This is a genomic window from Rhodococcus sp. 5A-K4, assembly GCF_046097995.1.
GTDB classification, from domain to species: domain Bacteria; phylum Actinomycetota; class Actinomycetes; order Mycobacteriales; family Mycobacteriaceae; genus Rhodococcus_F; species Rhodococcus_F erythropolis.
In genome coordinates this window covers 1-23470 of record NZ_JBJURM010000026.1, presented here as the reverse complement: position 1 = coordinate 23470, position 23470 = coordinate 1, and the positions used below count along the sequence as shown (strand labels likewise).

Annotated in this window: 25 protein-coding genes and 1 pseudogene; 22 read left to right on the top strand and 4 right to left on the bottom strand. The window is 62.0% G+C overall.

The window, feature by feature from the left end; translation table 11 throughout:
• Nucleotides 1-22 precede the first annotated feature (22 nt).
• The 5 genes from ACKAMS_RS26550 (at nucleotide 23) to ACKAMS_RS26530 (ending at nucleotide 4682) form a co-directional block, all read left to right on the top strand.
• Entirely contained in the window at nucleotides 23-1513 is a 1491-nt protein-coding gene (locus ACKAMS_RS26550) for a glutamine synthetase family protein (RefSeq protein WP_408989806.1), read from the top strand.
• Between the two features lie 30 nt (nucleotides 1514-1543).
• Nucleotides 1544-1864, top strand: a complete 321-nt coding sequence (locus tag ACKAMS_RS26545) for a 2Fe-2S iron-sulfur cluster-binding protein (protein WP_161121701.1) — start codon at nucleotides 1544-1546, stop codon at nucleotides 1862-1864.
• The gene (locus ACKAMS_RS26540) at nucleotides 1861-3123 is read left to right on the top strand and encodes an FAD-dependent oxidoreductase (protein ID WP_161121712.1); all 1263 of its coding nucleotides are present in this window, start codon (nucleotides 1861-1863) and stop codon (nucleotides 3121-3123) included. Before ACKAMS_RS26545 ends, ACKAMS_RS26540 begins: the two co-directional genes overlap by 4 nt.
• A gap of 64 nt (nucleotides 3124-3187) precedes the next feature.
• Nucleotides 3188-3928, top strand: coding sequence for a type 1 glutamine amidotransferase (locus ACKAMS_RS26535; protein WP_161121702.1), 741 nt, complete (start codon nucleotides 3188-3190; stop codon nucleotides 3926-3928).
• 316 nt (nucleotides 3929-4244) lie between these two features.
• The gene (locus tag ACKAMS_RS26530; protein WP_161121703.1) at nucleotides 4245-4682 is read left to right on the top strand and encodes a hypothetical protein; all 438 of its coding nucleotides are present in this window, start codon (nucleotides 4245-4247) and stop codon (nucleotides 4680-4682) included.
• 308 nt (nucleotides 4683-4990) lie between these two features.
• Here ACKAMS_RS26530 and ACKAMS_RS26525 read toward each other — a convergent pair whose 3' ends face one another.
• Nucleotides 4991-5500: a hypothetical protein gene (locus ACKAMS_RS26525; RefSeq protein WP_161121704.1), complete on the bottom strand. Its 510-nt coding sequence runs from the start codon at nucleotides 5498-5500 to the stop codon at nucleotides 4991-4993.
• A 166-nt stretch (nucleotides 5501-5666) separates the two neighbouring features.
• On the opposite strand from ACKAMS_RS26525, the gene ACKAMS_RS26520 reads away from it, so the two are divergent.
• Nucleotides 5667-5858, top strand: a complete 192-nt coding sequence (locus tag ACKAMS_RS26520) for a hypothetical protein (RefSeq protein WP_161121885.1) — start codon at nucleotides 5667-5669, stop codon at nucleotides 5856-5858.
• A 168-nt stretch (nucleotides 5859-6026) separates the two neighbouring features.
• On the opposite strand, the gene ACKAMS_RS26515 is transcribed toward ACKAMS_RS26520, so the two are convergent.
• Nucleotides 6027-6815: a hypothetical protein gene (locus ACKAMS_RS26515; protein ID WP_161121884.1), complete on the bottom strand. Its 789-nt coding sequence runs from the start codon at nucleotides 6813-6815 to the stop codon at nucleotides 6027-6029.
• A gap of 234 nt (nucleotides 6816-7049) precedes the next feature.
• Here ACKAMS_RS26515 and ACKAMS_RS26510 point away from each other — a divergent pair, with 234 nt between their 5' ends.
• From ACKAMS_RS26510 to ACKAMS_RS26500, 3 genes are read left to right on the top strand one after another with little or no spacing between them, the layout of a single operon-like run.
• On the top strand, nucleotides 7050-8753 hold the full coding sequence (locus ACKAMS_RS26510) for a Mu transposase C-terminal domain-containing protein (protein ID WP_161121858.1): 1704 nt from the start codon (nucleotides 7050-7052) through the stop codon (nucleotides 8751-8753).
• A gap of 4 nt (nucleotides 8754-8757) precedes the next feature.
• Complete coding sequence (locus ACKAMS_RS26505; protein WP_408989805.1) at nucleotides 8758-9669, top strand: TniB family NTP-binding protein; 912 nt, start codon at nucleotides 8758-8760, stop codon at nucleotides 9667-9669.
• Nucleotides 9666-10895: a TniQ family protein gene (locus ACKAMS_RS26500; protein ID WP_161121855.1), complete on the top strand. Its 1230-nt coding sequence runs from the start codon at nucleotides 9666-9668 to the stop codon at nucleotides 10893-10895. Before ACKAMS_RS26505 ends, ACKAMS_RS26500 begins: the two co-directional genes overlap by 4 nt.
• Nucleotides 10896-11149: 254 nt before the next feature.
• Here ACKAMS_RS26500 and ACKAMS_RS26495 read toward each other — a convergent pair whose 3' ends face one another.
• Nucleotides 11150-11569: a hypothetical protein gene (locus ACKAMS_RS26495; protein WP_161121854.1), complete on the bottom strand. Its 420-nt coding sequence runs from the start codon at nucleotides 11567-11569 to the stop codon at nucleotides 11150-11152.
• A 187-nt stretch (nucleotides 11570-11756) separates the two neighbouring features.
• Here ACKAMS_RS26495 and ACKAMS_RS26490 point away from each other — a divergent pair, with 187 nt between their 5' ends.
• The 5 genes and pseudogenes from ACKAMS_RS26490 (at nucleotide 11757) to ACKAMS_RS26470 (ending at nucleotide 18251) form a co-directional block, all read left to right on the top strand.
• A complete protein-coding gene (locus tag ACKAMS_RS26490; RefSeq protein ID WP_161121853.1) occupies nucleotides 11757-12923 on the top strand; it encodes a site-specific integrase in 1167 nt (388 codons plus the stop codon).
• Nucleotides 12920-14011: a recombinase gene (locus ACKAMS_RS26485; RefSeq protein ID WP_321188122.1), complete on the top strand. Its 1092-nt coding sequence runs from the start codon at nucleotides 12920-12922 to the stop codon at nucleotides 14009-14011. Before ACKAMS_RS26490 ends, ACKAMS_RS26485 begins: the two co-directional genes overlap by 4 nt.
• Nucleotides 14012-14178: 167 nt before the next feature.
• A complete protein-coding gene (locus ACKAMS_RS26480) occupies nucleotides 14179-15507 on the top strand; it encodes a hemolysin family protein (protein ID WP_161121852.1) in 1329 nt (442 codons plus the stop codon).
• A 577-nt stretch (nucleotides 15508-16084) separates the two neighbouring features.
• Nucleotides 16085-17125, top strand: a pseudogene (locus ACKAMS_RS26475) (hemolysin family protein); the annotation flags it as partial.
• A gap of 112 nt (nucleotides 17126-17237) precedes the next feature.
• On the top strand, nucleotides 17238-18251 hold the full coding sequence (locus tag ACKAMS_RS26470) for a hemolysin family protein (protein ID WP_161121850.1): 1014 nt from the start codon (nucleotides 17238-17240) through the stop codon (nucleotides 18249-18251).
• A 215-nt stretch (nucleotides 18252-18466) separates the two neighbouring features.
• Here ACKAMS_RS26470 and ACKAMS_RS26465 read toward each other — a convergent pair whose 3' ends face one another.
• A complete protein-coding gene (locus ACKAMS_RS26465; protein ID WP_161121810.1) occupies nucleotides 18467-18841 on the bottom strand; it encodes a hypothetical protein in 375 nt (124 codons plus the stop codon).
• Nucleotides 18842-19435: 594 nt separating this feature from the next.
• Between ACKAMS_RS26465 and ACKAMS_RS26460 the strand changes: the two genes are divergently transcribed.
• The 8 genes from ACKAMS_RS26460 to ACKAMS_RS26425 all read left to right on the top strand — a co-directional run bounded on the left by ACKAMS_RS26460 (nucleotide 19436) and on the right by ACKAMS_RS26425 (nucleotide 23343).
• Entirely contained in the window at nucleotides 19436-19573 is a 138-nt protein-coding gene (locus tag ACKAMS_RS26460; protein WP_321188116.1) for a hypothetical protein, read from the top strand.
• Between the two features lie 51 nt (nucleotides 19574-19624).
• The gene (locus tag ACKAMS_RS26455; protein ID WP_161121809.1) at nucleotides 19625-19978 is read left to right on the top strand and encodes a hypothetical protein; all 354 of its coding nucleotides are present in this window, start codon (nucleotides 19625-19627) and stop codon (nucleotides 19976-19978) included.
• A gap of 86 nt (nucleotides 19979-20064) precedes the next feature.
• Nucleotides 20065-21684, top strand: coding sequence for a ParB N-terminal domain-containing protein (locus tag ACKAMS_RS26450; protein ID WP_161121808.1), 1620 nt, complete (start codon nucleotides 20065-20067; stop codon nucleotides 21682-21684).
• Between the two features lie 51 nt (nucleotides 21685-21735).
• Nucleotides 21736-21954 (top strand): toxin HicA, encoded by a 219-nt coding sequence (locus ACKAMS_RS26445; RefSeq protein ID WP_161121807.1) that lies wholly within the window; start codon nucleotides 21736-21738, stop codon nucleotides 21952-21954.
• A complete protein-coding gene (locus tag ACKAMS_RS26440) occupies nucleotides 21951-22340 on the top strand; it encodes a sigma factor-like helix-turn-helix DNA-binding protein (protein ID WP_161121806.1) in 390 nt (129 codons plus the stop codon). Before ACKAMS_RS26445 ends, ACKAMS_RS26440 begins: the two co-directional genes overlap by 4 nt.
• Before the next feature lie 36 nt (nucleotides 22341-22376).
• On the top strand, nucleotides 22377-22604 hold the full coding sequence (gene nrdH / locus ACKAMS_RS26435) for a glutaredoxin family protein (RefSeq protein WP_161121805.1): 228 nt from the start codon (nucleotides 22377-22379) through the stop codon (nucleotides 22602-22604).
• Nucleotides 22604-23173, top strand: coding sequence for a DnaB-like helicase N-terminal domain-containing protein (locus ACKAMS_RS26430; protein ID WP_161121804.1), 570 nt, complete (start codon nucleotides 22604-22606; stop codon nucleotides 23171-23173). The genes nrdH and ACKAMS_RS26430 overlap by 1 nt, the downstream gene beginning before the upstream one ends.
• Nucleotides 23170-23343, top strand: coding sequence for a hypothetical protein (locus ACKAMS_RS26425; RefSeq protein ID WP_202427427.1), 174 nt, complete (start codon nucleotides 23170-23172; stop codon nucleotides 23341-23343). Before ACKAMS_RS26430 ends, ACKAMS_RS26425 begins: the two co-directional genes overlap by 4 nt.
• The last annotated feature ends 127 nt before the right edge of the window (nucleotides 23344-23470 follow it).

Genomic DNA, 23470 nt, shown 5'->3' with positions numbered 1-23470 from the left:
TCACCCGTTACCAGGAGGCACCATGTCCACAGCGAAGTTCGTAGAAAAGCAGGGCTTGTACGGGCCCGCCGAAAAGCGAGCCGCCGAACGGGCAATCGACACAATCCAGCGCGAAGGCATCGAAGTCGTGCGTGTGGCCTGGCCTGATCAGCACGGTCTTCTTCGCGGCAAGGCCCTGACGGTCCCGGCCTTCATCTCTGCCCTTGAGTCCGGAAACGCCATCACAATGGCTCCGTTCTTCTTCGACACTGCCAACTCCATCGTTTTCGACCCGTTCACCGCCGACGGCGGCTTCTCGATCGACGGTCTCGGTGGAAGTCCCAACGTCATCATGGTGCCGGACCCCGGAACATTCACGATCCTGCCGTGGGCCGACAAGACAGCACTTGTCTTCTGCGATCTCTACCTGGCTGACGGACGGCCTTTCCCGCTGGCACCCCGAACAATCCTTAAGAACACTCTGACCAAGATGGCCGATGCCGGTTACCATCTCGTGACCGGCATCGAGATGGAGTGGTACCTCACCAAACTCGTCGACGATGGCCTGGAAACCGCATCGCTCGGCGCCCCCGGGACACCGGCGGATCCACCGACAGTTGCCCCGGTCGGTCGAGGCTACAACTACCTGCTTCTAGACCACCTAGACGAGGTGGACGACACGATCCGGCCCATCCGAGAGGCGCTGGACGCAATGGGACTACCGATCCGTTCGTTCGATGACGAGTGGGCACCGAGTCAGTTCGAAACGACCTTCGATGTTCTCGAAGGCATCGCTGCGGCAGACGCGGCCGCGTTGTTCCGTACGGCAACGAAGCAGATCGCAAAGCGTCACGGCCACATTGCCTCGTTCATGTGCACCCCGGCGATCGAGGGGTTCTACGCGAACGGGTGGCATCTGCACACCTCAATTGTGGATGCGACAACGGGGGAGAACCTGATGGTTCCGCGCGATGATGCCCCGCTTTCCGAGCTCGGTTGCCACTACGTTGGTGGGACCCTCGCGCACGGAGTCGCTGCGTCGGTGTTCACCACACCCACCATCAACGGCTACCGGCGGCGGCGCCCCTACTCGCTCGCCCCTGACCGCGTGACCTGGGGGAAAGACAATCGTGCGGCGATGATGCGGGTTATCGGAGGAACCAATGATCCAGCCTCACACGTGGAAAACCGGGTCGGAGATTCCGCGGCAAACCCGTACCTGTACATGGCGGCGCAGGTTGCGGCTGGACTCGATGGGATCATCAACCGCACCGATCCGGGATCGCTCAGCGAAGACCCCTACAGTGCGGACGTCGCCAAGCTGCCGCCCACACTTTCCGAGGCGATCGACGCACTTGATCGAGATGCCTTCTTCCGCAGGGAATTCGGTGATGGTTTTATCGATTACATGGTGACAATGAAGCGTAGCGAGGTCACTCGGTACGAAAAGTGGCTCGCCGACAACCCCGACGAATCCACGTATGTCAACGGTGTCACCGATTGGGAACACCGCGAGTACTTCGAACTCTTCTGAGTTGATAGAAAGACTAGAGAGGAGCTTGCGGTGCCCAGAATTACGTTTGTCAGTCCGGACGGGGCCAAGCACGACGTCGACGCCAAGCTCGGCGCGTCTGCGATGGAGACCGCTGTGAAGCTTGGTGTGCCCGGCATAGTCGGTGAGTGCGGGGGAGGGTTGTCCTGCGCGACATGTCATGTGTTCGTCGAACCGAGTCAGATCGAACTCACCGGTACCGCCGGGGACTTCGAGGAGGAAATGCTCGAGGACGCGATGACGCCGGCCACACCATGCAGTCGGCTGTCCTGTCAGATCCGCATGACAGAGGAACTAGGTGGCCTCATCCTGACGATTGCGGCAGAGCAATGACTGGCCGCGTCCTGATCGCCGGAGGCGGCGAGGCCGGTCTGAGCATCGCGACGACATTGCGAGACCTGGGATACGGGGGCGACGTATGTATCGTCACAGCCGAGGACACGCCGCCTTACCAACGACCGCCGTTGTCAAAGGAATTCCTCCACCACGATGCTGAGTTGACCTCCGTCCAGTTGCGCGCACCGGAGTTCTTTCTCGATCGCGGCATCGATTTACTGCTCGGCCGAACAGTAGAAGCAGCCACTTTGAACGACTCGGGCGGGCTGGCTGTTTTGGACGATGGGACGGAGATCGCCTTCGACAAGCTTGCGCTGGCGACAGGATCGACGCCGCTCACGCTACCGGTTCCGGGTATGGATTTGCCCGGCGTCGTCTCCTTACGCACGCTCGCTGACGCCAGCCGGCTACGCAGTGAACTCGACCGCGCGCGGAGAGTCGTCGTTGTCGGCGGCGGGTTCATCGGACTGGAGGTAGCCGCGACAGCACGCAATCGGGGGCTCGACGTTTCCGTCATACAAGCTGGGGATCGCTTGATGTCCAGGGTGGTCGCCGAACCAGTGTCGTCGTTCATCCACGAGTACCACACGACCCAAGGTATCCGAATCGTTTTAGAAACCAAAGTGACTGGGGTCAATGCCCAGAACGGCCGTGTGGATTCGGTGGAGCTGCACAGCGGCGAGTCGATTCCGGCGGACCTCGTTGTCGTTGGCGTCGGTGCGGAACCCGTAACTGGTCTTGCTGAAAGGCTCGGCCTCGCTTGCGAACGGGGAATTGTCGTCGATGCCCACGCGCGAACCAGCCATCCAGCGGTAGTGGCAGCAGGAGACTGCACCGTGCAGCCACACCCCAATGGTCGGAACCGGCTGATCGCCATCGAATCGGTCAACAACGCCACGGAACAGGGACGAACGGCGGCATACACCTTGCTGGGCCGATCCCCAGGCACACGTGGCGTGCCTTGGTTCTGGTCCAACCAAGGTGCATTGAAGCTTCAGATCGCAGGACTGTCTGATGGATATGACGACATCATCGTGCGAAGAGATAGCACCGAACGGCTGACCGTCCTCTACTACCGCATGGGCGATTTACTTGCGGCCGACTCGGTCAACAATCCACGTGATCACATGGCGGTCAAACGCGCCCTTGCTGACGGCAACACCATCGATCCGGTGTGCGCCGCAAATACCGCCGTACCGCTCAAGTCTCTGATTACTCATCGAACGGAAATAAAACATGCTCAGAGAGTTCCGTGACGCCTGCACACCGCACATTAAAGAGAATGGAGCTGATCAGAGCCCTCCGATAGGGGGGCCGTTGGTGAGCAGCAGCGCGCTGGCAATCGTCCACGGTATCGACGAGATCCATCGGCGCGATGCGCTCGGCACTCTGCTCCCCGCATTGCAGCGCAGAGGATTCGATGTGGTTATCAGGTGCGCGGACGACAACGCCTCCATCCTTCCCCCTCCCGAAGAATTCACCGTGATTATGGTGATGGGGTCGCACGACTCGGTGTACGACGAGTCTCTTGAATGGATCGATCGGGAACGCCACTATTTGAGGACGGCGATCGACTCTGAGGTTCCGATCTTTGGCGTGTGTTTCGGGGCGCAGATCCTCGCTTGTCTGGCCGGTGGATCGGTAGCGCGCAGTAAGCATCCCGAACACGGCCCCACCGCAGTTCAAACTGTCGACCCCGACCTTGTCGGGGAGGGGCCGTGGCTTGAGTTCCACCACGACACGATCACCGTTCCGGACGACGTCCGGGTTGTCGCGAGAAACAACGCCGGCGTACAAGCATTTACGTACGGCCCGCACCTCGGGGTGCAGTTCCATCCGGAGGCCAGCCCTGAGTGGATGTCCGCATGGTCATCCAGCATTCCTGATCTTGAGCTCTACCTGACAAGCCACGGCGTGAAGCTCAAAGAATTCGCGAGCGAAATTGTCATGAACGCATCTACGGCCGCACGTGACTGCGATCGTTTATTGGATCGGTTCCTGACACGTGCCGTTGTCGCTCATGCCAAGCCACTGCGCGACCTGCGCACAGCTGATATGTAGGAAAGATTGTCATGGGGCAGGTTGAGGCGGCCTCAGAATGTCAGTCCCCGAGGCCGCCTCTCCGTTTCGGTCGACGGCACTCTGACGAATTCGTGATTCAGCGCGCACTCAGAATTATCCAAGGCTGTTTCAAGAGATGACGACGGAGAGCGATGCCCTGCCCGAGTACCTCCTCGACTTGCGGAGGCTGCCTGAACCTGATTGTTGCGGCTCCCTCAGGATCCGCTCGACCAGGTTTGGATCGTTGCGCCGTCCATTGTGCAGTTGCAGCACCCCACGACTTTTCGTCTGATCTTGGTTCGACGCCCCGAACCGGATGTCGACCGAGGGGCTGGTCCCGGCGATGCTCCTGGATCAGACCAGCGGCCTGCTCAACTTCGACGCCCTCATCGAACTCCTCGCTAAAGTCAGCCCGTCAACGATCGGGCACATGCGTGATAGCGGGTTCGCGCCGAACCTTCAACCTGTCGTCCGACTGGCTCGGATTGTCGGTACTGCGCTGACCGCGCAACTCCCAAGCCTCGACTCGGCCGCGTTGCACTATGCCGTCGACATGGTCGAGTCCGGGTACGTTCTCGTCATAACTGGCTCGGACTCCACGCGGGCATGCCTTGAAGGTGTCGTTTCGCTTGCCGCCAAGTACCGGGGTGTGTCGGGAATGGTCGTCAACGGCCGCGGCACCGACTACCAGGACGGGTTGGCCTTGGGGGTCCGTTTATGGATCGTTTCTCGGACACGAAGCGGGCCCAAGTGAGAACTCTTTCGATCTGCGATTCACGAATCAGGATGGTTCTGGGTCGTTCGGCTCTGGAGGTGGCAGCCTTCAGGGCATCGAAACGGTCCGACGCTGAGTCGCATTCGTGCTCCCCGGGACGGTTGCATTCGTTGGTCGAGGTCTGCAACAATGTTGTTGCCCGAAGCATTAGCTGAGGGAAGCGGTTCGCGTAGGAGGTCTCCGGGGCGTAAGTACCCCTGCAGGCAGCCCTGAACGATGGTTTCCAGCCTTGCGCGCCCACCACGACTGATGATCCCGGCCTCGGTAACGAGACCGGGATCTCGTCGTTAGAGGTACTCCACCGTGATGCGGTGTGAGATGTCGCTCTTGAACGTTCCCCCACGTCCCCATGCCCAAGCGTGCACGTCCGGAATCCACAGCAACGGATTGCCCGAGCCCGCAGGTTCGTGGATGTACTCCATCGTCGGGGAACCTCCCAGCACGCTCCGGATCACCCGCCGGTCCTCGGAGTCCTGGGAGCAGGATTCGATGACAGCGCGAGTGGTTCCCAACTCCTGTAGCCGGGTGAACGTACCGGTCAGGGCCATGTCGCGAGCGACGCGTGTGGCGCATTTCTTCTTCACCACGAACAAGTACGAGTGGGCCTCGAGCTCAGCGACCGCTTTGACGATGCGGCCGGCGTCCTTGCCGACGTTCTTCATGTGGATGCGGGAGCTGCCTTTCGGGCGAATCCGATTCAGCTCGCTTTTCAAGGAGGCGACATCACCGTTGGTGACGGTAGCGGCGCACATCATGAACGACCCTTTGCGTCCGGATTCGTCGATGAAAGCGTGCATCGAAACATTCTGGCACTCCGATGCCTCGCTCAACGCACACGCACCCCGAGAGCCCGAAGCTGATCGGGCAGAGAGATGAGTGCGGTGCCGGCAGAATCACCGTGGTGACCCCACGACAGCCACCACGTGACGGCGATGTAGCTGATTGCCGTATTAGAGTCGCGTCATGGTCCGCCGCAAACCCACCATTCCTGAACGTAAGAAGCTTGCGGTTGCCGCCGTCGAATACATCGAGCATTACATTGAGGCCCAACCTGATGCCAGCGCATACGACCTGGCTTTTCGAGGACTCGGCAAGATCGGCTGGTTGCACGCGCAAAGCCGAGACGGCATTGCCCCCTATGCAGCATCGTGCTGAAGCAAAGGCGTTGTCCCGTATTCGGATTGGACGGACGTGGAACTTCATGAGGCCGAACTGAAACGCGGCGAACAGTCTCGACACAACCGGGTTGTAGGTCTCAGATCGACTGCTCGACTGCGTGCCGAACGAGATGGCGGAGCGCCCCTGGCAAATGAGGGCGAGGTGTCATCGCCAGATCCGCACCGGATGCATCTCGTAGTGCGGCATACCGGTCCATGCAGGTACCTGACCCTCGTTTGTCGGAGTGAATGCCACATCTACGAATTCGCCAAACGACTTTTCGTCATGGGTCACAGTTTCCACTTGGATCCAGACGTATTGACCGTCAAGCTCGAAATCGCCTATAAAACGGGGTATTTCGTCGCCACGTTGTAGGCGGCCGAGAGATTTCGCGGGCCACCACCGTCGAGCGCCATCGACCAAGCATTCTGCTTCCTCTGCGTGGTGGCGCAGGTCCGGGACGGTCCCCTTCATCCGGGCCATCACGATCATTTGAGGGAGATCCAGGCTATCGATTCCGGGAAATCTGCGGACGACGTCTCGAATTTGCTCCGCAATCGGAATCCGTGCCCGGCGAGAGCCTTCGAGAAGCGCATCGCGCTCGAACTCGTCGATCAGACCCGCCTCGTACTGCGCGTCGGGTGATGCCGATCGGTGTAATCCGACCTTGATCCACACTCCGTCGAGGTATTTGGTTTTGAGATCGGCGATCTCACCAGGTGTTTGCGGGACATCGCTGTGCCCCTTCCATAGCGTCCGGGCCAAAGTAGTGCGCGAGATCCCAAGCTCCCGCGAGGTTTGGCGGAGCGACATTCCGAGGTCGTCTCGGCACGCATCTGTCGCACTGACCGCGATGTGGTCGCGGACTGCGGTCCAGGCCTCCGCTTCGAGTCGAGCGATTGCGTGGGCAGCCAGTGTGGCTTGTGCGTTCTGCCGAGCCTCTTCGTCCTTCATTCGTCCCACCTTAGGCCACAAATACAAATATGGCCCATCTGTGCCAAACTATCTTGATTGGCTTCGGATGGGACGTTTCACTACTGATCGTTTCTCGGACACGAACAGACCCCGGGCGATTCTCATTTTCAGAAATCGACTGCACCGTGTCCTGCGATTTCGGCCTTGCGTGCAGTTGTCTTCTGACATTCTGTGTTCAGAAGTGCAGTGCACTCGGCAGCTGCGCTCGAGGCCATGCTGCGGAGGCGTGTGGTGGATGCGGAGAGAATCAGCATCGTCGAGAGCGGCGTACTGACAGCGTCGGATGAGCAGTGGGAGCTGGCCCGGTCGAGGTTCGCGGTCTTGGCGCCGTTGGCAGGGGTGGACACTGTCGGTTTCACGGCTGCCGACGAGGCAGCCGATCGGTTACAACTCTCACGCCGGCAGGTATACAGCCTGATCGATCGGATTCGCTGCGGATCAGGGACTGTCACCGATCTGCTGATCGCACCGCCTTCGGGTGGCCGCGGCCAGGGCCGGGTCAGTGCCGAGGTGGAGGCCGTGATCGCCGATCATCTCGCGAAGGAGTTCTTGAAGCGGCAGAAACTCAGTGTCGCAGCGATCCACCGCCGAATTGCGTTGGCCTGTCATCGATCAGGATTACGGGTGCCGGCGCGCAATACGGTGGCAACGCGGATCGCAGCGATGCATCCCGGAACTGTAGCCAGGTTGCGTGGGGGTCAGGATGCTGCGCGGCCGCGCCAAAGCGCCGGCGGTGTCCCTCCGCCGGTGGAGGCGGTCCTCGAGCAGGTGCAGATCGATCACACCGTGGTGGATCTGATGATCGTCGACGAGCACGACCGCGAACCGATCGGCCGCCCGTATCTGACCATCGCGATCGACGTATTCAGCCGATGCGTCCTCGGTTTCGTGGTGACGCTCGAACCGCCGTCCGCGGTGTCGGTCGGGTTGTGCCTGGGGCGGGTGAGCTGCGACAAGAACAGCTGGCTGGAGGCGATGGGGTTGGCCGGGCAGGTGCAGTGGCCGATGGCAGGAAAACCGCGCCGGCTCTATCTCGACAACGCAGCGGAGTTCAAAGGTGAGGCACTACGTCGGGGCTGCGAGCAGCACGGCATCGATCTCGGATACCGCCCACCGGGTCGCCCGCATTACGGCGGCATCGTCGAGCGCATCATCGGAACCGCGATGCTGCGCGTGCATGAACTACCCGGCACCACGTTCTCCGATCCCGGTGCTCGGGGCAGCTACGATTCGCAGGCCGCAGCGGTGCTGACCCTGACCGAACTGGAGCGATGGCTGGTTATTTCGACATCCTCGTACCACGCGAGCCTGCATTCGAGCCTCGGTCAGAGCCCGGCAGCGAAATGGTCCGACAGCGTCACCTCACTCGGAAACCCTCCGCAGGTGGTGGTGAACGAGACTGCGTTCGTCGTCGACTTCCTTCCGGTGATCCGCCGGAGATTGACCCGCACCGGATTCACCATCGATCATGTCCAGTACTTCTCGAACACGCTCAAACCGTGGATCAGTCGCCGAGAGCAGTTGGGTACATTCGTCATTCGGCGTGATCCCCGCGACATCAGCCGAATCTGGGTCCTCGAACCCGACACCGGTGCGGGGTATGTCGAAGTGCCGTACCGGACGCTCTCGCATCCGGCGGTCACGTTGTGGGAGCACCGCGCAGCAACCGCCCGGTTGCGTGAGCGGGGCCGCACACAGATCGACGAGAGTGCGTTGTTCTCGATGATCGAGCAGATGCGTGAGATCACGACCGGGGCGAAGAAGGCGACCCGCACCGCGCGGCGTAACCGCGCCCGCCGCCAACACCTACCCGTCCCGGCAACAACATCACCTGGGGCGATGAGCACTCCGCCGCCGGACGATCCCACCGCTCCCAGTGATGTCGTCGCGGCGTTCGACGACATCGAACAGTGGTGACTTCATGACCGGGCCGGCAGACGATGATCTGACCCATCTGCATCACGCGGCACAACCACTGGCGATGCTCCCTGCGGCGCAGCGTATTCGGCATGTTCGGGCCGACCGCTGGATCGGCTATCCCCATGCCCTGGCGGTGATCGAACAGCTCGAGGTTCTGCTCGCGTGGCCCGATCGAGGGCGAATGCCGAACATGCTGCTCGTCGGTCCGACGAACAACGGCAAGTCGATGATCATCGAGAAGTTCCGCCGCGCTCACCCGCCGGTCAGCGTCCCCGACCGCGAGCAGATCCCGGTGTTGTGTGTGCAGATGCCTTCGGAGCCGTCGGTCAGCCGCTTCTACGTGGCATTGTTGGCGGAGTTGGGGGCACCACTGCGGCCGCACCGAAGAGTCCACGAGCTCGAGCAACTGGCACTGACGTTGCTGCGCACCGGTGTGCAGATGCTGGTGATCGACGAACTGCACAACCTCCTGGCCGGCCGCGACGGTGTTCGCCGCGAATTCTTGAACCTGCTGCGCTACCTCGGCAACGAACTACGAATCCCACTAGTGGGTGTCGGGACCCGCGAGGCCTATCTGGCAATCAGAGCCGACGCGCAACTCGAGAACAGATTCCATCCGACGATTCTTCCGGTGTGGGGCAACAATTCCGACACCCGTTCGTTGCTCGCGAGCTTCACGGCCAGCTTTCCGTTGCGCAAGCCCTCACACCTGACGTCGGAGGAGATGGCCGGATATCTCCTGGCCCGTAGCGACAGCGAAGGCACCATCGGGGAGCTGTCCATGCTCCTCACTGCTGCCGCGGTCGCCGCGATCGAGACCGGCGAAGAAGCGATCACCCACCACGTTTTGACGATCACCGACTACACCGGCCCTAGTGGGCGGCGCCGACAGTTCGAACGCGACCTGGCATGAGCAACGGGGTCGAGGAAGTGCAGCGATGGCCCCTGCACCCCCAGCCTCATGCCGGTGAAGCACTGACCTCCTGGCTTCGCCGAATCGGAAACCTCTACGGGATCAGCAACATCGCCCAGCTCGTGAGCGAACTCCACCCCGATATCGCGGCGTCGGATCTCGATCGAGACATCCCCGATGCCGCGGCCCGAATGCTCGCTGCCCGCAGCACCGTTGCGCTCGATCAGCTACAGCAGATGAGCCTGTCGGGCTGGGTTCCGTGGCTGCTCGACAGCACCGACCCCGCGCGATGCGACTTCGACACCTACGTCCATCAACTCTCGGTCCTGATCCCACCGCATCTTTCGAAGGGTGATCGCTCCCGCCGCGCTCCGACCGAACCGGGATGGCTGCCGTGGGTCACCGACACCCCCAACGACCGGGTATGCCCGGTCTGTATCGGTGCCGGCGACGCGGACACGGTCGTCGATGTGAAATTGATGTGGCAGCTGGCGCTGGTGGCGAGCTGCCCCGAGCATCGCTGCCGACTCGAACCCTGTCATGTCGTACCTGGTCAGGTCGTGTTCTGGGACAGAAGTGTCTGCCCTCTCGGTGAGGACCTGCGCCCCACCCCGGTGCACAGTACGGTCACCGCCCTCGATCGCCGCACCACCGCTGCCCTGGCAGAAGGCAGCGCGGCGTTGCCCCGAGCTCGTGTGCACGCGGGTCTGTGGTTCCGGATGCTGCGCACACTGATCGACGAGATCTGCATCCCGCTCAGCAAAGCCGGCACATATGCCCGCGATCTTCGGCTGATCTGGGAATGCGTCGATGACCGGCCACCGCGTGCCCTCACGCGCCCGTTCGAATACCTGAATCGGGCTGATCAGAGTCGGATCCTCGCCGGAGCCGCTGCCGCGATCACCCTCGTAGAAGACGGGACGATCACCGCGTACGGAACACACGGCGATCTACTCAGCCCCTACCCGGCTGATGCAGTCTTCGCCGGACCACCCTTCCCACCTTCGGCACCAGTGCCGACGGCGCACACCGACACCGCATCCAGTGCGTGGAAAAAGTTGCCCGCGCTGATCGACACCGTTGTTGCCGCAGCCCGCGAGAATGCCGACACCGCCCGATCCTTGCACGCATTCATCTTGCTCGGAGCCCGCACCGACCAGCAGATTCGCAGAATCGACGACACGTTCAACGAGCTGGGCATCGACATCGGCAACCACGATCGATAACACGATGACCGCGCCGAAACAGACGCTCGGCGGGCAGCTCTGCGTGTCACCCACGATTGATGTGCGGTGACCGACGAGAAATGTCATTCCCGCACCGTCTCTACCAAAAGCGCAGTTCAGCGCACTTGTTTGCATTCGAGACAAGAACCGGGGGCTACGGACGCGTTTCCCGACGAGGTACGCCGGCCAGAGGGTTTTGGTCGGGTCGAATTGGTAGCCGGTTCCCGAAGGTCGATAAACGCAGGTAGGCGTTCTCACGTACCGGAGTTGTCGTGATCTGGCGCAGCCTCTGCCCGTTCGAGCTTCTCGATGCGGTTTTTGAGTCGGTCGATCGTCATGCGCACACTCCAGATGAGTTCGACGGTGCTCTCCTGCATCGGTCGAATGCCCATGACGTCGTACAGCTCACGCCATAGCCTCTGCTGAGACGCGAGGTAGCCGGCGTACGTCGATTCCAACATCAGCAGCTGAACTTCTGCCGGGACCTGTTTCTTCACATCCGGTCCGTACGGCGGCGGCTGCTGACCTCTCCAGGGTGACCACTGTGACTGGATCTCGACATCGGTTGTCTTGGCCAGTCTTTCCAGTAACTCGCGGCACGCGGCAGGTGAGGAGAAGACGGTTTCAAGGCATCGGTGATAGTCCGGGGGCACCATCTGCTTGTGTTCTGACATCGGTCATCGCTCCCGCTTACTCCGTCCGGAGACGAAGAGGCCGAGCTTACACGCGATCCGTCGAAGCAACACGGACTCTGAAAGATACCGACACCCGAGCATTGGTCCGATCTTGTCTCGAGAATCGCTGCCCACGGAAACATTTCGTCAAGCAGACATGTCAGGGGGCATCGCTACTGTTCCGGTTATGAGGAATGCGCAGCTCCCCGGCCGCCACCGCACGTCTGCCCCCACTGCCGTGGGCACTGCGGCGGTGTTCCCGGATCTGCCCGACGATGTCGCCGCCCGGATCGGGCGATCGATGGAATCGGCTCGCTCCGATGGGACTCGGCGGGCGTACGAGTCAGCGTGGCGACGGTTCGAGCGCTGGTGCACCGCCAACCGTCACGGTTCATTGCCGGCGCATCCGGTGACCGTCGCCGCGTATCTCGTCGCGGCCGCCGACACCCTCACCACCACTGGGACCCGCGCTTACGCCCCGCCGACGTTCGCCAAGTGGGTCGCCGCGATCGCCGACCGCCACCGACGCACCGGCCACGAGTCCCCGACCTCGCACGAGATCGTGCGCGGCACCCTCGCCGGGATCCGCCGCGACTACGCCGCCGCCGGTGATCGGCCCCGCAATCCGCGGGCACCGTTGCTGACCGCCGACATCACCACCATCACCGCCGCCGCCCGAGATTCTGTCGCAGGTTGGGCGGACGAGGTTCTCGAACGCCGCGACAGCGCCCTGATCCTGATCGGCTACACCGGGGCGTTCCGCCGCAGTGAACTCGTCGAACTACAGTGCGGGGACGTCACACTCGACCGCCTCGACGGCGTTCATGTTCGGCTGCGGCGCTCGAAAACCGATCAGGACGGCACAGGCACGGTACGGGCTCTGCCGTTCACCACCCGCCACGAACACTGCCCGCCCTGCGCATGGGCACGGTGGGCGCAGGTCGTAGCAGCATTCGACACCGGCGGCCGTGTCGGGGTCATCCGAACACTGACGAAAACCGGTCCATTCGACGGACATGTGTGCCGCGGCAACCTTCCCGGGGCGAGCGTTCGGGCGCCGTTGTTCCGGTCGATCCGCAAAAACGGCAACCTCTCCGACACCCCGTTGTCCGGGGCAGCGGTCCATGCCGCGATCCGCCGCCGCGCCACCGCAGCCGGCTACGACCCCGCCGTGGTCACACAGTTGGGTGGGCATTCGCTGCGGGCGGGTTTCGTCACCCAAGCCTTCCGCAACGGCGCCGACGCCCACGCCATCATGCGCCAGACCGGGCACACCACCCCCGCCATGGTCGAGGTGTACGCGCGTGAGAACGCACCCTTGATCGGCAACGCGGTCAACGATCTCGGCCTGTGACCACCCACGTCGATGCAGGCGAGGACATCATTGCCGAGTCGAGCACCGTCGACAACACCGACAACATCACCAGCGCTGCCCATCTCACACCCCAACCTCCGGATTCGCAGCTCCCGGCGCGGGATCGGCACACCTGGAGGTTGTTCGCGGATTGGTGCGCTGCCCACGACCAATTGTCGTTGCCGGCATCCTCGGAACTGCTGGCCAGGTTCCTCTCCGCCCACCTCGCGGGTACGGCAACGCAGCGGCGACGTATCTCCGTCATCGACACAGTCCACCACCGCCACGGCTTCCCAGCGCCCGGGCGCAGCGAAGACATCCGCGCAGCCCTCGACGAGACACGCAGGGCACGCCGGGGTGATCTCGCCGCCCGCGCCGGTGAGGTGATCTCGAGGCTTCCTGAAACGGGTTGGCCGGCAGGGTTGTTCGCCCGCCGCGATGCCATGATCCTCACCCTCGCTGCTACCGGTCTGACGTACACGCAGATCACGGTGCTACGCATCTGCGACGTCACCGCCGATCCTGTCACCGATGCCCTGCATGTCGACACGATCGACCGTGCGCGAGCGGCGACCCCGCTGGGGCTCGTAGCAGCCGGGGTATCCCCGGTGCAGGTGCATCGGCGGTGGATGGAAGTTCTCGGATTCTCGGACCGGTATTTCAGCACCCACATGCTCGCGACGTGCATGGATACCGGCGACGGTAGCGAACTCGCCGGCCACGACGGACGCATCGACCCGGCCGATCAGCGGCCACTCCTGACCCCGATCGACCGATGGGGCCACACCCCACTGACCGCCACGCCGCTCACCGCTCGCGCGGTAGCCGACATCACCGCCGCGCACCTGACCGGTCAAGCACCGCGACACATCCGTCCACCCGTACGGAAAAACCCCGAAAGTGAGAGTCCCACAATGCAAGCGGCTGATGTCGAGCCGCTCGGCGACGACTACTACGAACACGGAATCGCAGCCCGCAAACACGCTCACGACACCCTCGGCAGTGTCACCTCGGCCCTTGACGAGATCGAGGACCGAGCCGACCGACTCCTTGCGGAGCTGCTCGAACTCATCGACGGACCTTTGTGAACACATCGTTGAAGTTTGTCGATGCTGGTCGTGCTTCTCGATATCGGGGCGACGCCCGGATTTTGCTAAACTGGAGCATCTCGACTCGACTTCAGTCGACTCCTCCGAGGAGGAAGGGATATGGACACCAGCGACAAACCCGGGCCGCCTCAATGTAGGCGGCCACGATGAACGAGATTGTCGTCAACAGTGCACTGGTATTGGTTTTCGTTCTGATCGGCGGCGTGTTCGCCGCCACCGAGATCGCTCTGGTGTCATTGCGCGAAGGCCAGATTCGACGGTTGGAGCAGCGCGGCGGGCGTAGCGCTCGGACGGCGGCGCTGGCGCGTAATCCAAATCGGTTCCTCTCCGCGGTGCAAATCGGTGTGACGGTCGCCGGTTTTCTCTCTGCAGCATATGGCGCTTCCACGATCGCACCTGCTGTAACTCCAACTCTCGAATCATGGGGGCTGCCGCCTGCGGCATCGTCGATCACCGCTCTGGTCGGCACCACCCTGGTGATTTCGTATCTGTCACTGATCTTGGGTGAGCTGTTTCCCAAACGTATTGCACTGCAACGTGCCACCGGAGTGTCATTGCTGACTGCGTCGGCGTTGGATCGGTTTGCGACAGTGATGCGGCCTGTGATCTGGTTTCTGTCCGTCTCGACCGACGTGTTGGTGCGTCTGGTGGGCGGCGACCCGAAAGCCAAGGGAGAAGTTATTACTCATGAAGAGTTGCGTGATCTGCTCATCAGTCACAACGCGATCGCCGAGGACGAGCGGCGGATCCTGTCCGAAGTTTTCGATGCCGGCCATCGATCATTGGTCGAGGTGATGAGGCCCCGGACCGATATCGATTTCCTGTCCGCTGACACCGCGTTGCCGCTGGCAAGGCAACAGGCATTGCAGTGGGGGCACAGCCGTTATCCGGTCGCCAACACTTCGTATGACGACATCGTCGGGTTTGTGCACCTCCGCGATCTACTTCTCGCCGACGAGCACACAGTTGCCACTCTCGCCGATGTGTGTCGGCCCGTTCTGCACTTGCCGAGCTGTAAACCTGCGTTGGCTGCCCTGACGGAGATGCGCCGAGAGAATCTTCAGATCGCTATTGTCGTCGACGAGTACGGGGGTACGGCGGGGATCGTCACCCTCGAAGACATCGTCGAGGAGATCGTCGGCGAAATCAGGGACGAGTACGACGATCCCCCCGTCCCTGATGTATTACCGATCCCGAGGCGTCAACGGGTCGACGGTCTGCTTCTCGTCGACGATTTCGAGTCCGCCACCGGGATCATGCTGCCTGCAGGTCCGTACGACACCGTGGCAGGTTTTGTGCTGCACCGACTCCAGCGTGTCCCTCAACTCGGCGATACCATCGTCTTCGAAGGGCACCGACTTACCGTCAGCGCCCTCGACGGCCGCCGCATCTCGGGCATCCGGGTCACCCACCCTCATACCCGGGCCCAGGCAAGTGCCGGGTCTCGATCAGCGAGCGCGGGACAACGCGTGTGACCGGTGGCCGATTGCTGCCATAGCCGGTCTCGGCGGAGGAAGGAATGAGATGCTTGTCGGCCCCGGTATCGAATCCGGCAATCTCCGGTGACGATGGATCGCCGTTACCGCGATCGGCGCACTGTGCGTCATCGGGTTTGCCCCCGCAGTCCTGGTCGCCGCTGCGGTAATCGGCGGAGTCGGACTACTGGTTTTTCACCTAATCCTGCTACGGGAGGTAGGTGCTCGTGCAGCGTCGATCAGCGTGGGATTGCCGATACCGGCGGTTCCACTCTCTATCGTGCATGTGGTCAATCTGATGTAGCACCTTGACCTCACGCTGCACCGTTGACAACCCCGGCGAGACGGCTGGTGAGGGTGTCGGCTATCCGCGTTGCCGAGATCACGTGCGTCGCTCCGGTCGTCGCGGACGATTTTTTGGGGAATCCGCATGCCGGTGGGAACTTTCCCGACAAGGTAAACGTAAATTAAAGGACGAAGTATCTTCCGCATCGACAGAGAGACCCATGGACAGTCACAGACCCAGGCCGGACACACCCCACTACGTCACCGCATGTGATGGAGAGGTGTCCGGCTCATGACGATCGCCCTGACACTGCTCCTCGGCGTGCTGGTCGTTCTGTTGATCACCGCGGTCACCGGCTACTTCGTCGCCCAAGAGTTCGCCTACATGGCCGTGGACCGATCCCGGCTCAATTCACTCGCCCAGACGGGTGATTCGGGTGCGCAGCGGGCTCTGGCGGTCACTCGCCGCACCTCATTCATGCTTTCCGGGGCCCAACTGGGCATCACGGTCACCGGTCTGCTCGTCGGCTACGTCGCCGAACCTCTCATCGGTCAATCGCTGGGAACGATCTTCGGTGGCATCGGTATTCCCACCGCCGTCGGGCTCGGGATCGGCGCTGTCTTGGCGTTGCTGTTCTCCACCCTGGTCCAGATGCTCTTCGGTGAGTTGTTCCCGAAGAACCTGGCCATCGCACGCCCCGAGCCGGTAGCCCGGTGGCTGGCCCGCTCGACCACCCTCTATCTGAAACTGTTCGGCTGGCTGATCTGGATCTTCGACCAGTCGTCGAACCTGCTGCTCCGCGTCCTCAAGATCGAGCCGGTGCACGACGTCGAACACTCCGCCTCCGCCCGCGACCTCGAACACATCGTCGCCGAATCCCGCGAAACCGGAACTCTGCCCGCCGAATTGTCGACGATGCTCGATCGCATTCTCGACTTCCCGACCCGACCGGTCGAACACGCGATGATCCCACGCACCCATGTCGACACCGTCCGCGCCGACGACTCCCTCGACCACATCCTCACCCTCATGGGGCGAGGGCACTCCCGATATCCCGTCGTGGGAGCGGATTCCGAGGACATCGTCGGCGTCATCCACCTCCAGGATGTTCTCGACCTGACACCGACCACTGATCTGACCGTGCGCGCACTCACCCGCCCCGCACTGATCCTCCCGACCACACTTCCCCTGCCGAAGGCTCTATCCGAACTCACCGACAGCAAAAACCAACTCGCCTGCGTCATCGACGAATACGGCGGATTCGCCGGCGTCATCACCGTCGAGGATCTCGCCGAAGAACTCGTCGGCGAGATCACCGACGAACACGACCCCGCCATCAACTGGTCATCGATGTCCTGACCGTCGAGCGGCACGTCCCCGCGTCACTACGACTACGCCTCGACACCACATCTGTCGATGACGCCGCCACCGCGGAGGAGAACCGATGAGCAATCCCTGGATCATCATCGCCATCACCGTCGCCCTCATCGCACTGAGCGCCTTCTTCGTCGCCGTCGAGTTCGCCCTCATCTCCGCCAAACGGCACCGCCTCGAAGACGCCGCCCCCAACAGCCGCTCCGCCCGAGCCGCACTGCGCAGCGCCTCCGAACTGACCGTCCTGCTCGCCGGCTCACAACTCGGCATCACCGTCTGCACCCTCGCGCTCGGCGCGATCACCAAACCCGCCGTCCACCACTGGCTCACCCCCGCCTTCTCGAGCTGGGGCATGCCGCTGTGGATCGCGGACGTCGCCGGGTTCGTTCTCGCACTGATCATCGTGACGTTCCTGCATCTGGTCGTCGGTGAAATGGCCCCGAAATCGTGGGCAATCGCCCACCCCGAAAAATCAGCAACCCTGCTCGCGATCCCGATGCGCGGCTTCATGTGGCTCACACAGCCACTACTGCAATGGCTGAACTCGATGGCCAACTGGCTTCTGGTCAAAGTCGGGGTGAACCCGGTCGATCACGTCGGCAGTGGTCAGGACCCCGCCGCCTTGCGGCACCTGGTCGAACACTCCACCAACGTCGGAGCCCTCGACGCCGGATACTCAGCGCAACTTTCTGGCGCCCTCGACATGCAGACCCTGACCGTCCGCGATCTCCTACGAAGCGACAAGGAACCGACCTCCGTCACCACATCCGCGACAATGGGCCAGGTGCGAGCAGTCTCGAAACACTCAGGACACCTACGAATCCTCATTCGCGACAACGGTATTCCCCTCGGAATTGTGCATGTCCGCGACACCCTGGTCCAACCCGACCACACCCGCGCCGAAGACATCATGCGACCGGCCTTCACCCTCGCCTCCGATACGCCCGTCCACCTCGCCCTGGCCTCGATGCGCGAAAGCCGCAACCACCTCGCTGTCGTCACCGACGAAGGAACAACCACCGGAATCATCACCCTCGCCGATGTTCTCTCACGACTGTTTCCGAGACCCGAGGCAGCGGTCTGACCTCAACCCACCACCTAGCATCCGACTCGTGGACAAGTGCTTTCGTCGGGAGTGTCCTTCGCTCGTGGCGGTGCGCCGGATCGGGAAGGACATAGTGATGTGCTTCCAGCTAACGTGCAGTGGTCTTCTGAAAAATGCAGTCGTCTTCTGAAACTGACAAAAAGGGCCGGTGAGCAATGCGCTCACCGGCCTCACGCGTACGAACTCGACCTATGTCACCACTCCTGGACGATGTCGACGGTGCTGCGCCAGATCGCGGGGTTGTTCACGCTGAACGAGACCTGACCTTGGTGGTTGGCGGTCTCGTCCACCAGTTGACCAATGCTGGCGTGAACGACGTTATCGGGAGTCTTGTAGATCGAACCCTGTCCGAGGTACACGCCCCAGTATTCGTTGGGGATTCCGTCGAGGAAATCAGCGGTGTTGGTGTCGGCGATGAAACGCGTCTCGTTCTGATCAAACCGAACACCGACATAACCGTCTCCGGAATACGGCGTAGCGGCAGAAGCGGCACCCGCCCCGAGGAGGGCCACAGCACCGGCCGCGACCGGGACCAACAGCGCAGCTACAGCCATACGTGAACGGGACATGAAAACCTCCTGTGACGCGAAGGCTGCATCGGCCGCAACCAACTTGATGTAACTGACGGTAGCGCAAAACGTGATAACCGAAAATTTGCGACAACATGATGTCGGTCACGTCGACAGTAGCGCGAAACCCTCGCAATCTGGGCATTCATACGTTATGACTAGGCGAAACAAGGCTGATCGTCCCTAAGTGCGGATGCGGAAACGGTCCGCTTGCTACTTTCAGCTCCAAATGAGTAAATGCCTGGCACTCAACCCGGTCGGTCGGATCACCTACTGCATCCGCCTGCCCGGCGGCCCGGCCACCTGCGGTGTCCCCCAAGAGGATGCTCCGCTGCGCTCCGCTCTGTAGAAGCGAAAAGATCCTTTTTCCTTTCTGTCCTTCCGATCCTGATCGACGGCGGTCCCGGCGCAACCCCTGGCGGCTTCGCCGGCCTCCGGCTCCGAAAACTTTTTCAAAGACGCTTCGCTGAAAAACTTTGCGGCCCAAGCATTGCGCCGTGCCCTCATACCGCCGATCCGGAGCTCCATGTCAGAACGGAAAAAAAATTGTCAGGGGCCACCGAGGGGTCCGGACACCAACGGAAGGTCAAGTCAGTGAACGGTTACGACTTCGAACAAGGCAAAGACTACGACGCCGCGACCATCCACTACGCCGGACTGGCCTGCGGGTGCGGTGACTACTCCTGCCCTCGGATGCACGACAGCGCCGCACGGTGCGTCAACTGGGAGTAACGACGCTTTTCCTGATCACCGAATGTCGAACCAACCGAGAAAGAGGAAAACATGCACAGCACACACGATTTCATCGTCAACGGCGTCATCGCCAGTAGCCCGGATGTCGCCCGCGCCGAACTGGCAGGCGAAGAAACCGACAATAGAAAGGTGGTCAAAGTGTTTGACCTGCACGCTATTTGCGAAGCGTCCGACGCACTGGGTGGGCTGTTCCGCGCAGACGGGGAGTTCACCGAAGCGATCGCAGAGCACTGTGCCTGCAGTGAGGTGGACGTGTTCGTTGCCTTGCTCCAGGCGCTCAGCGACTACGACAACGCTGCAGCCCTGCTCTCGCACCATATTGAGACGGACCAGTGCGAAGCGAAGCATCCGAACGCTGCCGAAGTCCAGGCCGCAGCAGCCTGACCACTGACATACCCCGGAACAGCAAGACACCGGGCAGCGACTATCTGCCCGGTGTCTTGGTTCCGAATCCTAAGAGAGAGAACGCCATGACCGCAATTCACACCGGACCCCGAGTAGTAGACGTCGAAGGTGAGTTCTTCGTCCGACTGGACCCGAATGCGCTCGACATCGGCGCGAACGTCCGAGATTTGGTCGACTTGTCCGCCACACCGGATTTCGTGGAGTCGATCAGTGAGCACGGTGTCCTGGAAGCGATCAGCGCCGTGCAGCTCGCAGACGGACAGATCGTGGTCCGTGACGGCCAGCGACGCACTCTCGCGGCGAGGGAGGCCGGCATCACCTCGATTCCGGTCATCGTGCGCACTGACACCACGTCCGACGAGCCTGAACGCAACATCGAACGGATCACCGCGCAGATGGAGGCCAACGACCAGCGGTTGGCCTTGACGCCTGGTCAGCGGGCCGCAGCCGCTGCCGAACTGCTCGACTTGGGGTTGTCGGTCACCAAGGTCTCCAAGAAGGTCCGCGAAGACAAGATGTGGGTCGAGCACGCGGGGAAGATCGGCAAGTCCGCCGCCGCCCGCAACGCCGTCGACGGGGAACAGCTCGACTTCGAACAGGCCGCAATCCTGGCCGAGTTCGCCGGTGACGAGGACGCGGAGCAGCAACTGCTCGACTGCCACTGGTACGAGTTCAGGGCGGTTGCGGAGGAACTGCGGGCAGAGCGGATCGAACGGGCAGCATTCGAGGTGGCGGCAAAGCCATACCAGGACAAAGGATTCACTGCCCTAGCCCAGCATCCCGGTTACGGAACGGTGCTGACCATGGGTGATGTGAGAATGCCCGACGGTAGCGCGGTGACGATCGAGGACGTGGAAGCAAACGCGGCCCACTGGTCGGTGGTGCTCTCGCAGACTGAATACGTTCGCGACAAGGAAACCGGTGAGCCGGTCGACGAGGACGACGTCGATTGGTACACCCGCGAGAACACGGACGCCGAGGCGGACGAGGACTATCGGCACTTCAACACTGTCCGAGTCGAAACCACCTGGAGTACTGAGTACCTGTGCAACGACCCGGAAGCAGCCGGATTGCAGCTCTCACCAGTGATGGCAGCGGTGCGAGCCGGTAGCGGGCCAGACGAACTGACCGGCGGGGCGCTCGATCCCGAAGGCGAGGCAGAACGTCAGCGTCTCGAGAAGTTGGCCGAGGCGAGGCGCACTGAGCTGGAGAGGGCGGAGAAGGACCGCCGAGAGCGCAAGATGGTGCGAGTTCTCAACGTCAAAGCCGAGGCCGCGACCGTTGTCCGACGCGAGTTCCTGCGCAAGCTGTTTGCCGCCAAGACGCCACCGAAAGAGGCAGCCGCGTACGTCGCGACCACCCTCGCCGCCGACATGCACCTGTTGACCGAATACCGGGCCAACGCCGTGTACAAGGAATTGTTCGGCACCAAGGACTCGTACGTCTCCGGGTACGTGAGCGATCAGGTCGCCAAATCCAGCGCAGGCCGCGCCCAGGTTCTCACCCTGGCGTTGGTTCTCGGAGCTCAGGAATCCCGGTTGGAAAAGGATGCCTGGCGATCGAAGCCGAAGAACAGCGACAGCTACCTCGCGTTCCTCGAGGAACAAGGGCACACGCTGACTCCGGTCGAGGAAATCATCCGTGGCGGCAAGTTGCCCGAACAGGTCGCTGAACTGGACGAATAAAGTTGTGTACCCCCATTTACTTGTATTGTGTAGGGGGGTACACTTATTCTTATGACGAAGCGAACGGAACTTCTCAAAGAGATACGAGCATTCGCGAAGGACGCGGGACTCGACATCGATGAGACCGAAGGCGGAAACCACACCAAAGTGGTGATCGGAGGACGACGCACCGTCGTTGCCCGGCACTCGGAAATTCCCGAGTTGACCGCCAAGGCAATCCGCAAGCAGCTCGGAATGACCGAGCCACGTCAGGGAAAGGGCAAGAAATGAAGGTCACAGCACACGCAGTCCGATCAGGCGACTGGTGGTCGGTCGATGTACCCGAGGTCGACGGACTGTTCACCCAAGCCAAGCGACTCGACCAAATCCCGGCGATGGTCGCAGACGCAGGGGAATTGCTCACCGACATTCCGGCAGGCCAGTTCGAAGTAACCCTCGACTACGACTTCGGAGACCCAGCAGCACTACGGGAAATCGCCGATGCAAAACAGCTCAACGCCGCCGCGCAGCGAGCAGTCGATGAAGCCTCACGTCGATCGAGGGCAATCGTCCACAAGCTCCGAGATCGAGGACTCTCGGTACGGGAAGTCGGCGTCATGCTCGGCATCACCCCGTCGCGCGTATCGCAGCTCAGCAAGGACAAAGCCACCGCCTGACCGTCAGGCGTGGGGGATAGGGGAGGACAACTCATCATGGCCGTCACCGTGTACAGCAAGCCCGCGTGTGTTCAGTGCAACGCCACCTACCGTGCCCTCGACAAGGCCGGTATCGACTACGCGATCATCGACATCACCGAAGACGCAGAAGCGCGGGACTACGTGATGGGACTTGGCTACCTCCAAGCACCCGTTGTCGTTGCAGGAGAAGAACACTGGGGTGGGTTCAGGCCAGATCGCATCAAGGCGCTGGACGCGGCCTGATGAGCGAGACCACCCCCGAACGCCGACAGGAGCACCCCACGATGACCACCCTGACGCTGGACCCGCACGACAACATCTCGAGCGATGACATGGACTACGACCCACGTCTGGACGTCGAAGCGCAACTGCTGTGCGCCCTGCTGTGGGCACAACCTGCCGAAGCCCGCCGAGTGGCCGGCACTGTGACCGCGAGCGACTTCGACCGGCCCGTCTATGCCTCGTTGTACGAGAAGATCACCGAACTCGTCAACGCTGGAAAGCCCCATGACGCAGCGCAACTCGCGATCGCACTGGGGAAGGAAGGAATGACCGCAGGCCACAAGGGGAAGCAACTCACCACCGCGTTGGCGGACATCACCACACTCGGTGCGACCGCCAACGTCGAACACTACGTCGACTCCGTGATCACCCAGGCATACCGCCGCGCATTCCACCTCGCAGCACGAGCGATGACCGAAGCCGCCGAACAACTCCCGGAACGCGACCTCTACGAGCACATGTGCGCTCACGGCCGCCAACTCCGGGCTGCAACCGAACGACTGACCGCGATCAGGGGAGGACAGCTGTGAACACCGACGACGATGAACGAGACGCCTGGCAGATGCGCAGCGACGGGGCGAGCTGGGACCAGATCGGCATCGAAATGGGTTGCTCAGGTGCGGCCGCACAGACCCTCGCCGCCGAATACGAACGACGCACCGACATCGCCGCCCAGAACGCCCAAGACACCCTGTTCTGACCCCGCGGCACTGCAATCCCTGTCGGACCTACACGGCACACTCATCAGAAACGACAGAAAGGACATCTCAATCTTGTTGTCAAGCAGCAACGACTCCCGTGGCGGGAGGTGAATCATGGTAAATGGT

Bases quoted from the DNA above. Each gene is read 5' to 3' on its own strand.
- ACKAMS_RS26550 (WP_408989806.1), top strand. From the start codon at position 23: ATGTCCACAGCGAAGTTCGTAGAAAAGCAGGGCTTGTACGGGCCCGCC.
- ACKAMS_RS26540 (WP_161121712.1), top strand. From the start codon at position 1,861: ATGACTGGCCGCGTCCTGATCGCCGGAGGCGGCGAGGCCGGTCTGAGC.
- ACKAMS_RS26530 (WP_161121703.1), top strand. From the start codon at position 4,245: ATGTCGACCGAGGGGCTGGTCCCGGCGATGCTCCTGGATCAGACCAGC.
- ACKAMS_RS26525 (WP_161121704.1), bottom strand. From the start codon at position 5,500: ATGCACGCTTTCATCGACGAATCCGGACGCAAAGGGTCGTTCATGATG.
- ACKAMS_RS26520 (WP_161121885.1), top strand. From the start codon at position 5,667: ATGGTCCGCCGCAAACCCACCATTCCTGAACGTAAGAAGCTTGCGGTT.
- ACKAMS_RS26515 (WP_161121884.1), bottom strand. From the start codon at position 6,815: ATGAAGGACGAAGAGGCTCGGCAGAACGCACAAGCCACACTGGCTGCC.
- ACKAMS_RS26510 (WP_161121858.1), top strand. From the start codon at position 7,050: ATGCTGCGGAGGCGTGTGGTGGATGCGGAGAGAATCAGCATCGTCGAG.
- ACKAMS_RS26505 (WP_408989805.1), top strand. From the start codon at position 8,758: ATGACCGGGCCGGCAGACGATGATCTGACCCATCTGCATCACGCGGCA.
- ACKAMS_RS26500 (WP_161121855.1), top strand. From the start codon at position 9,666: ATGAGCAACGGGGTCGAGGAAGTGCAGCGATGGCCCCTGCACCCCCAG.
- ACKAMS_RS26495 (WP_161121854.1), bottom strand. From the start codon at position 11,569: ATGTCAGAACACAAGCAGATGGTGCCCCCGGACTATCACCGATGCCTT.
- ACKAMS_RS26490 (WP_161121853.1), top strand. From the start codon at position 11,757: ATGAGGAATGCGCAGCTCCCCGGCCGCCACCGCACGTCTGCCCCCACT.
- ACKAMS_RS26480 (WP_161121852.1), top strand. From the start codon at position 14,179: ATGAACGAGATTGTCGTCAACAGTGCACTGGTATTGGTTTTCGTTCTG.
- ACKAMS_RS26470 (WP_161121850.1), top strand. From the start codon at position 17,238: ATGAGCAATCCCTGGATCATCATCGCCATCACCGTCGCCCTCATCGCA.
- ACKAMS_RS26465 (WP_161121810.1), bottom strand. From the start codon at position 18,841: ATGTCCCGTTCACGTATGGCTGTAGCTGCGCTGTTGGTCCCGGTCGCG.
- ACKAMS_RS26455 (WP_161121809.1), top strand. From the start codon at position 19,625: ATGCACAGCACACACGATTTCATCGTCAACGGCGTCATCGCCAGTAGC.
- ACKAMS_RS26450 (WP_161121808.1), top strand. From the start codon at position 20,065: ATGACCGCAATTCACACCGGACCCCGAGTAGTAGACGTCGAAGGTGAG.
- ACKAMS_RS26445 (WP_161121807.1), top strand. From the start codon at position 21,736: ATGACGAAGCGAACGGAACTTCTCAAAGAGATACGAGCATTCGCGAAG.
- ACKAMS_RS26440 (WP_161121806.1), top strand. From the start codon at position 21,951: ATGAAGGTCACAGCACACGCAGTCCGATCAGGCGACTGGTGGTCGGTC.
- nrdH (WP_161121805.1), top strand. From the start codon at position 22,377: ATGGCCGTCACCGTGTACAGCAAGCCCGCGTGTGTTCAGTGCAACGCC.
- ACKAMS_RS26430 (WP_161121804.1), top strand. From the start codon at position 22,604: ATGAGCGAGACCACCCCCGAACGCCGACAGGAGCACCCCACGATGACC.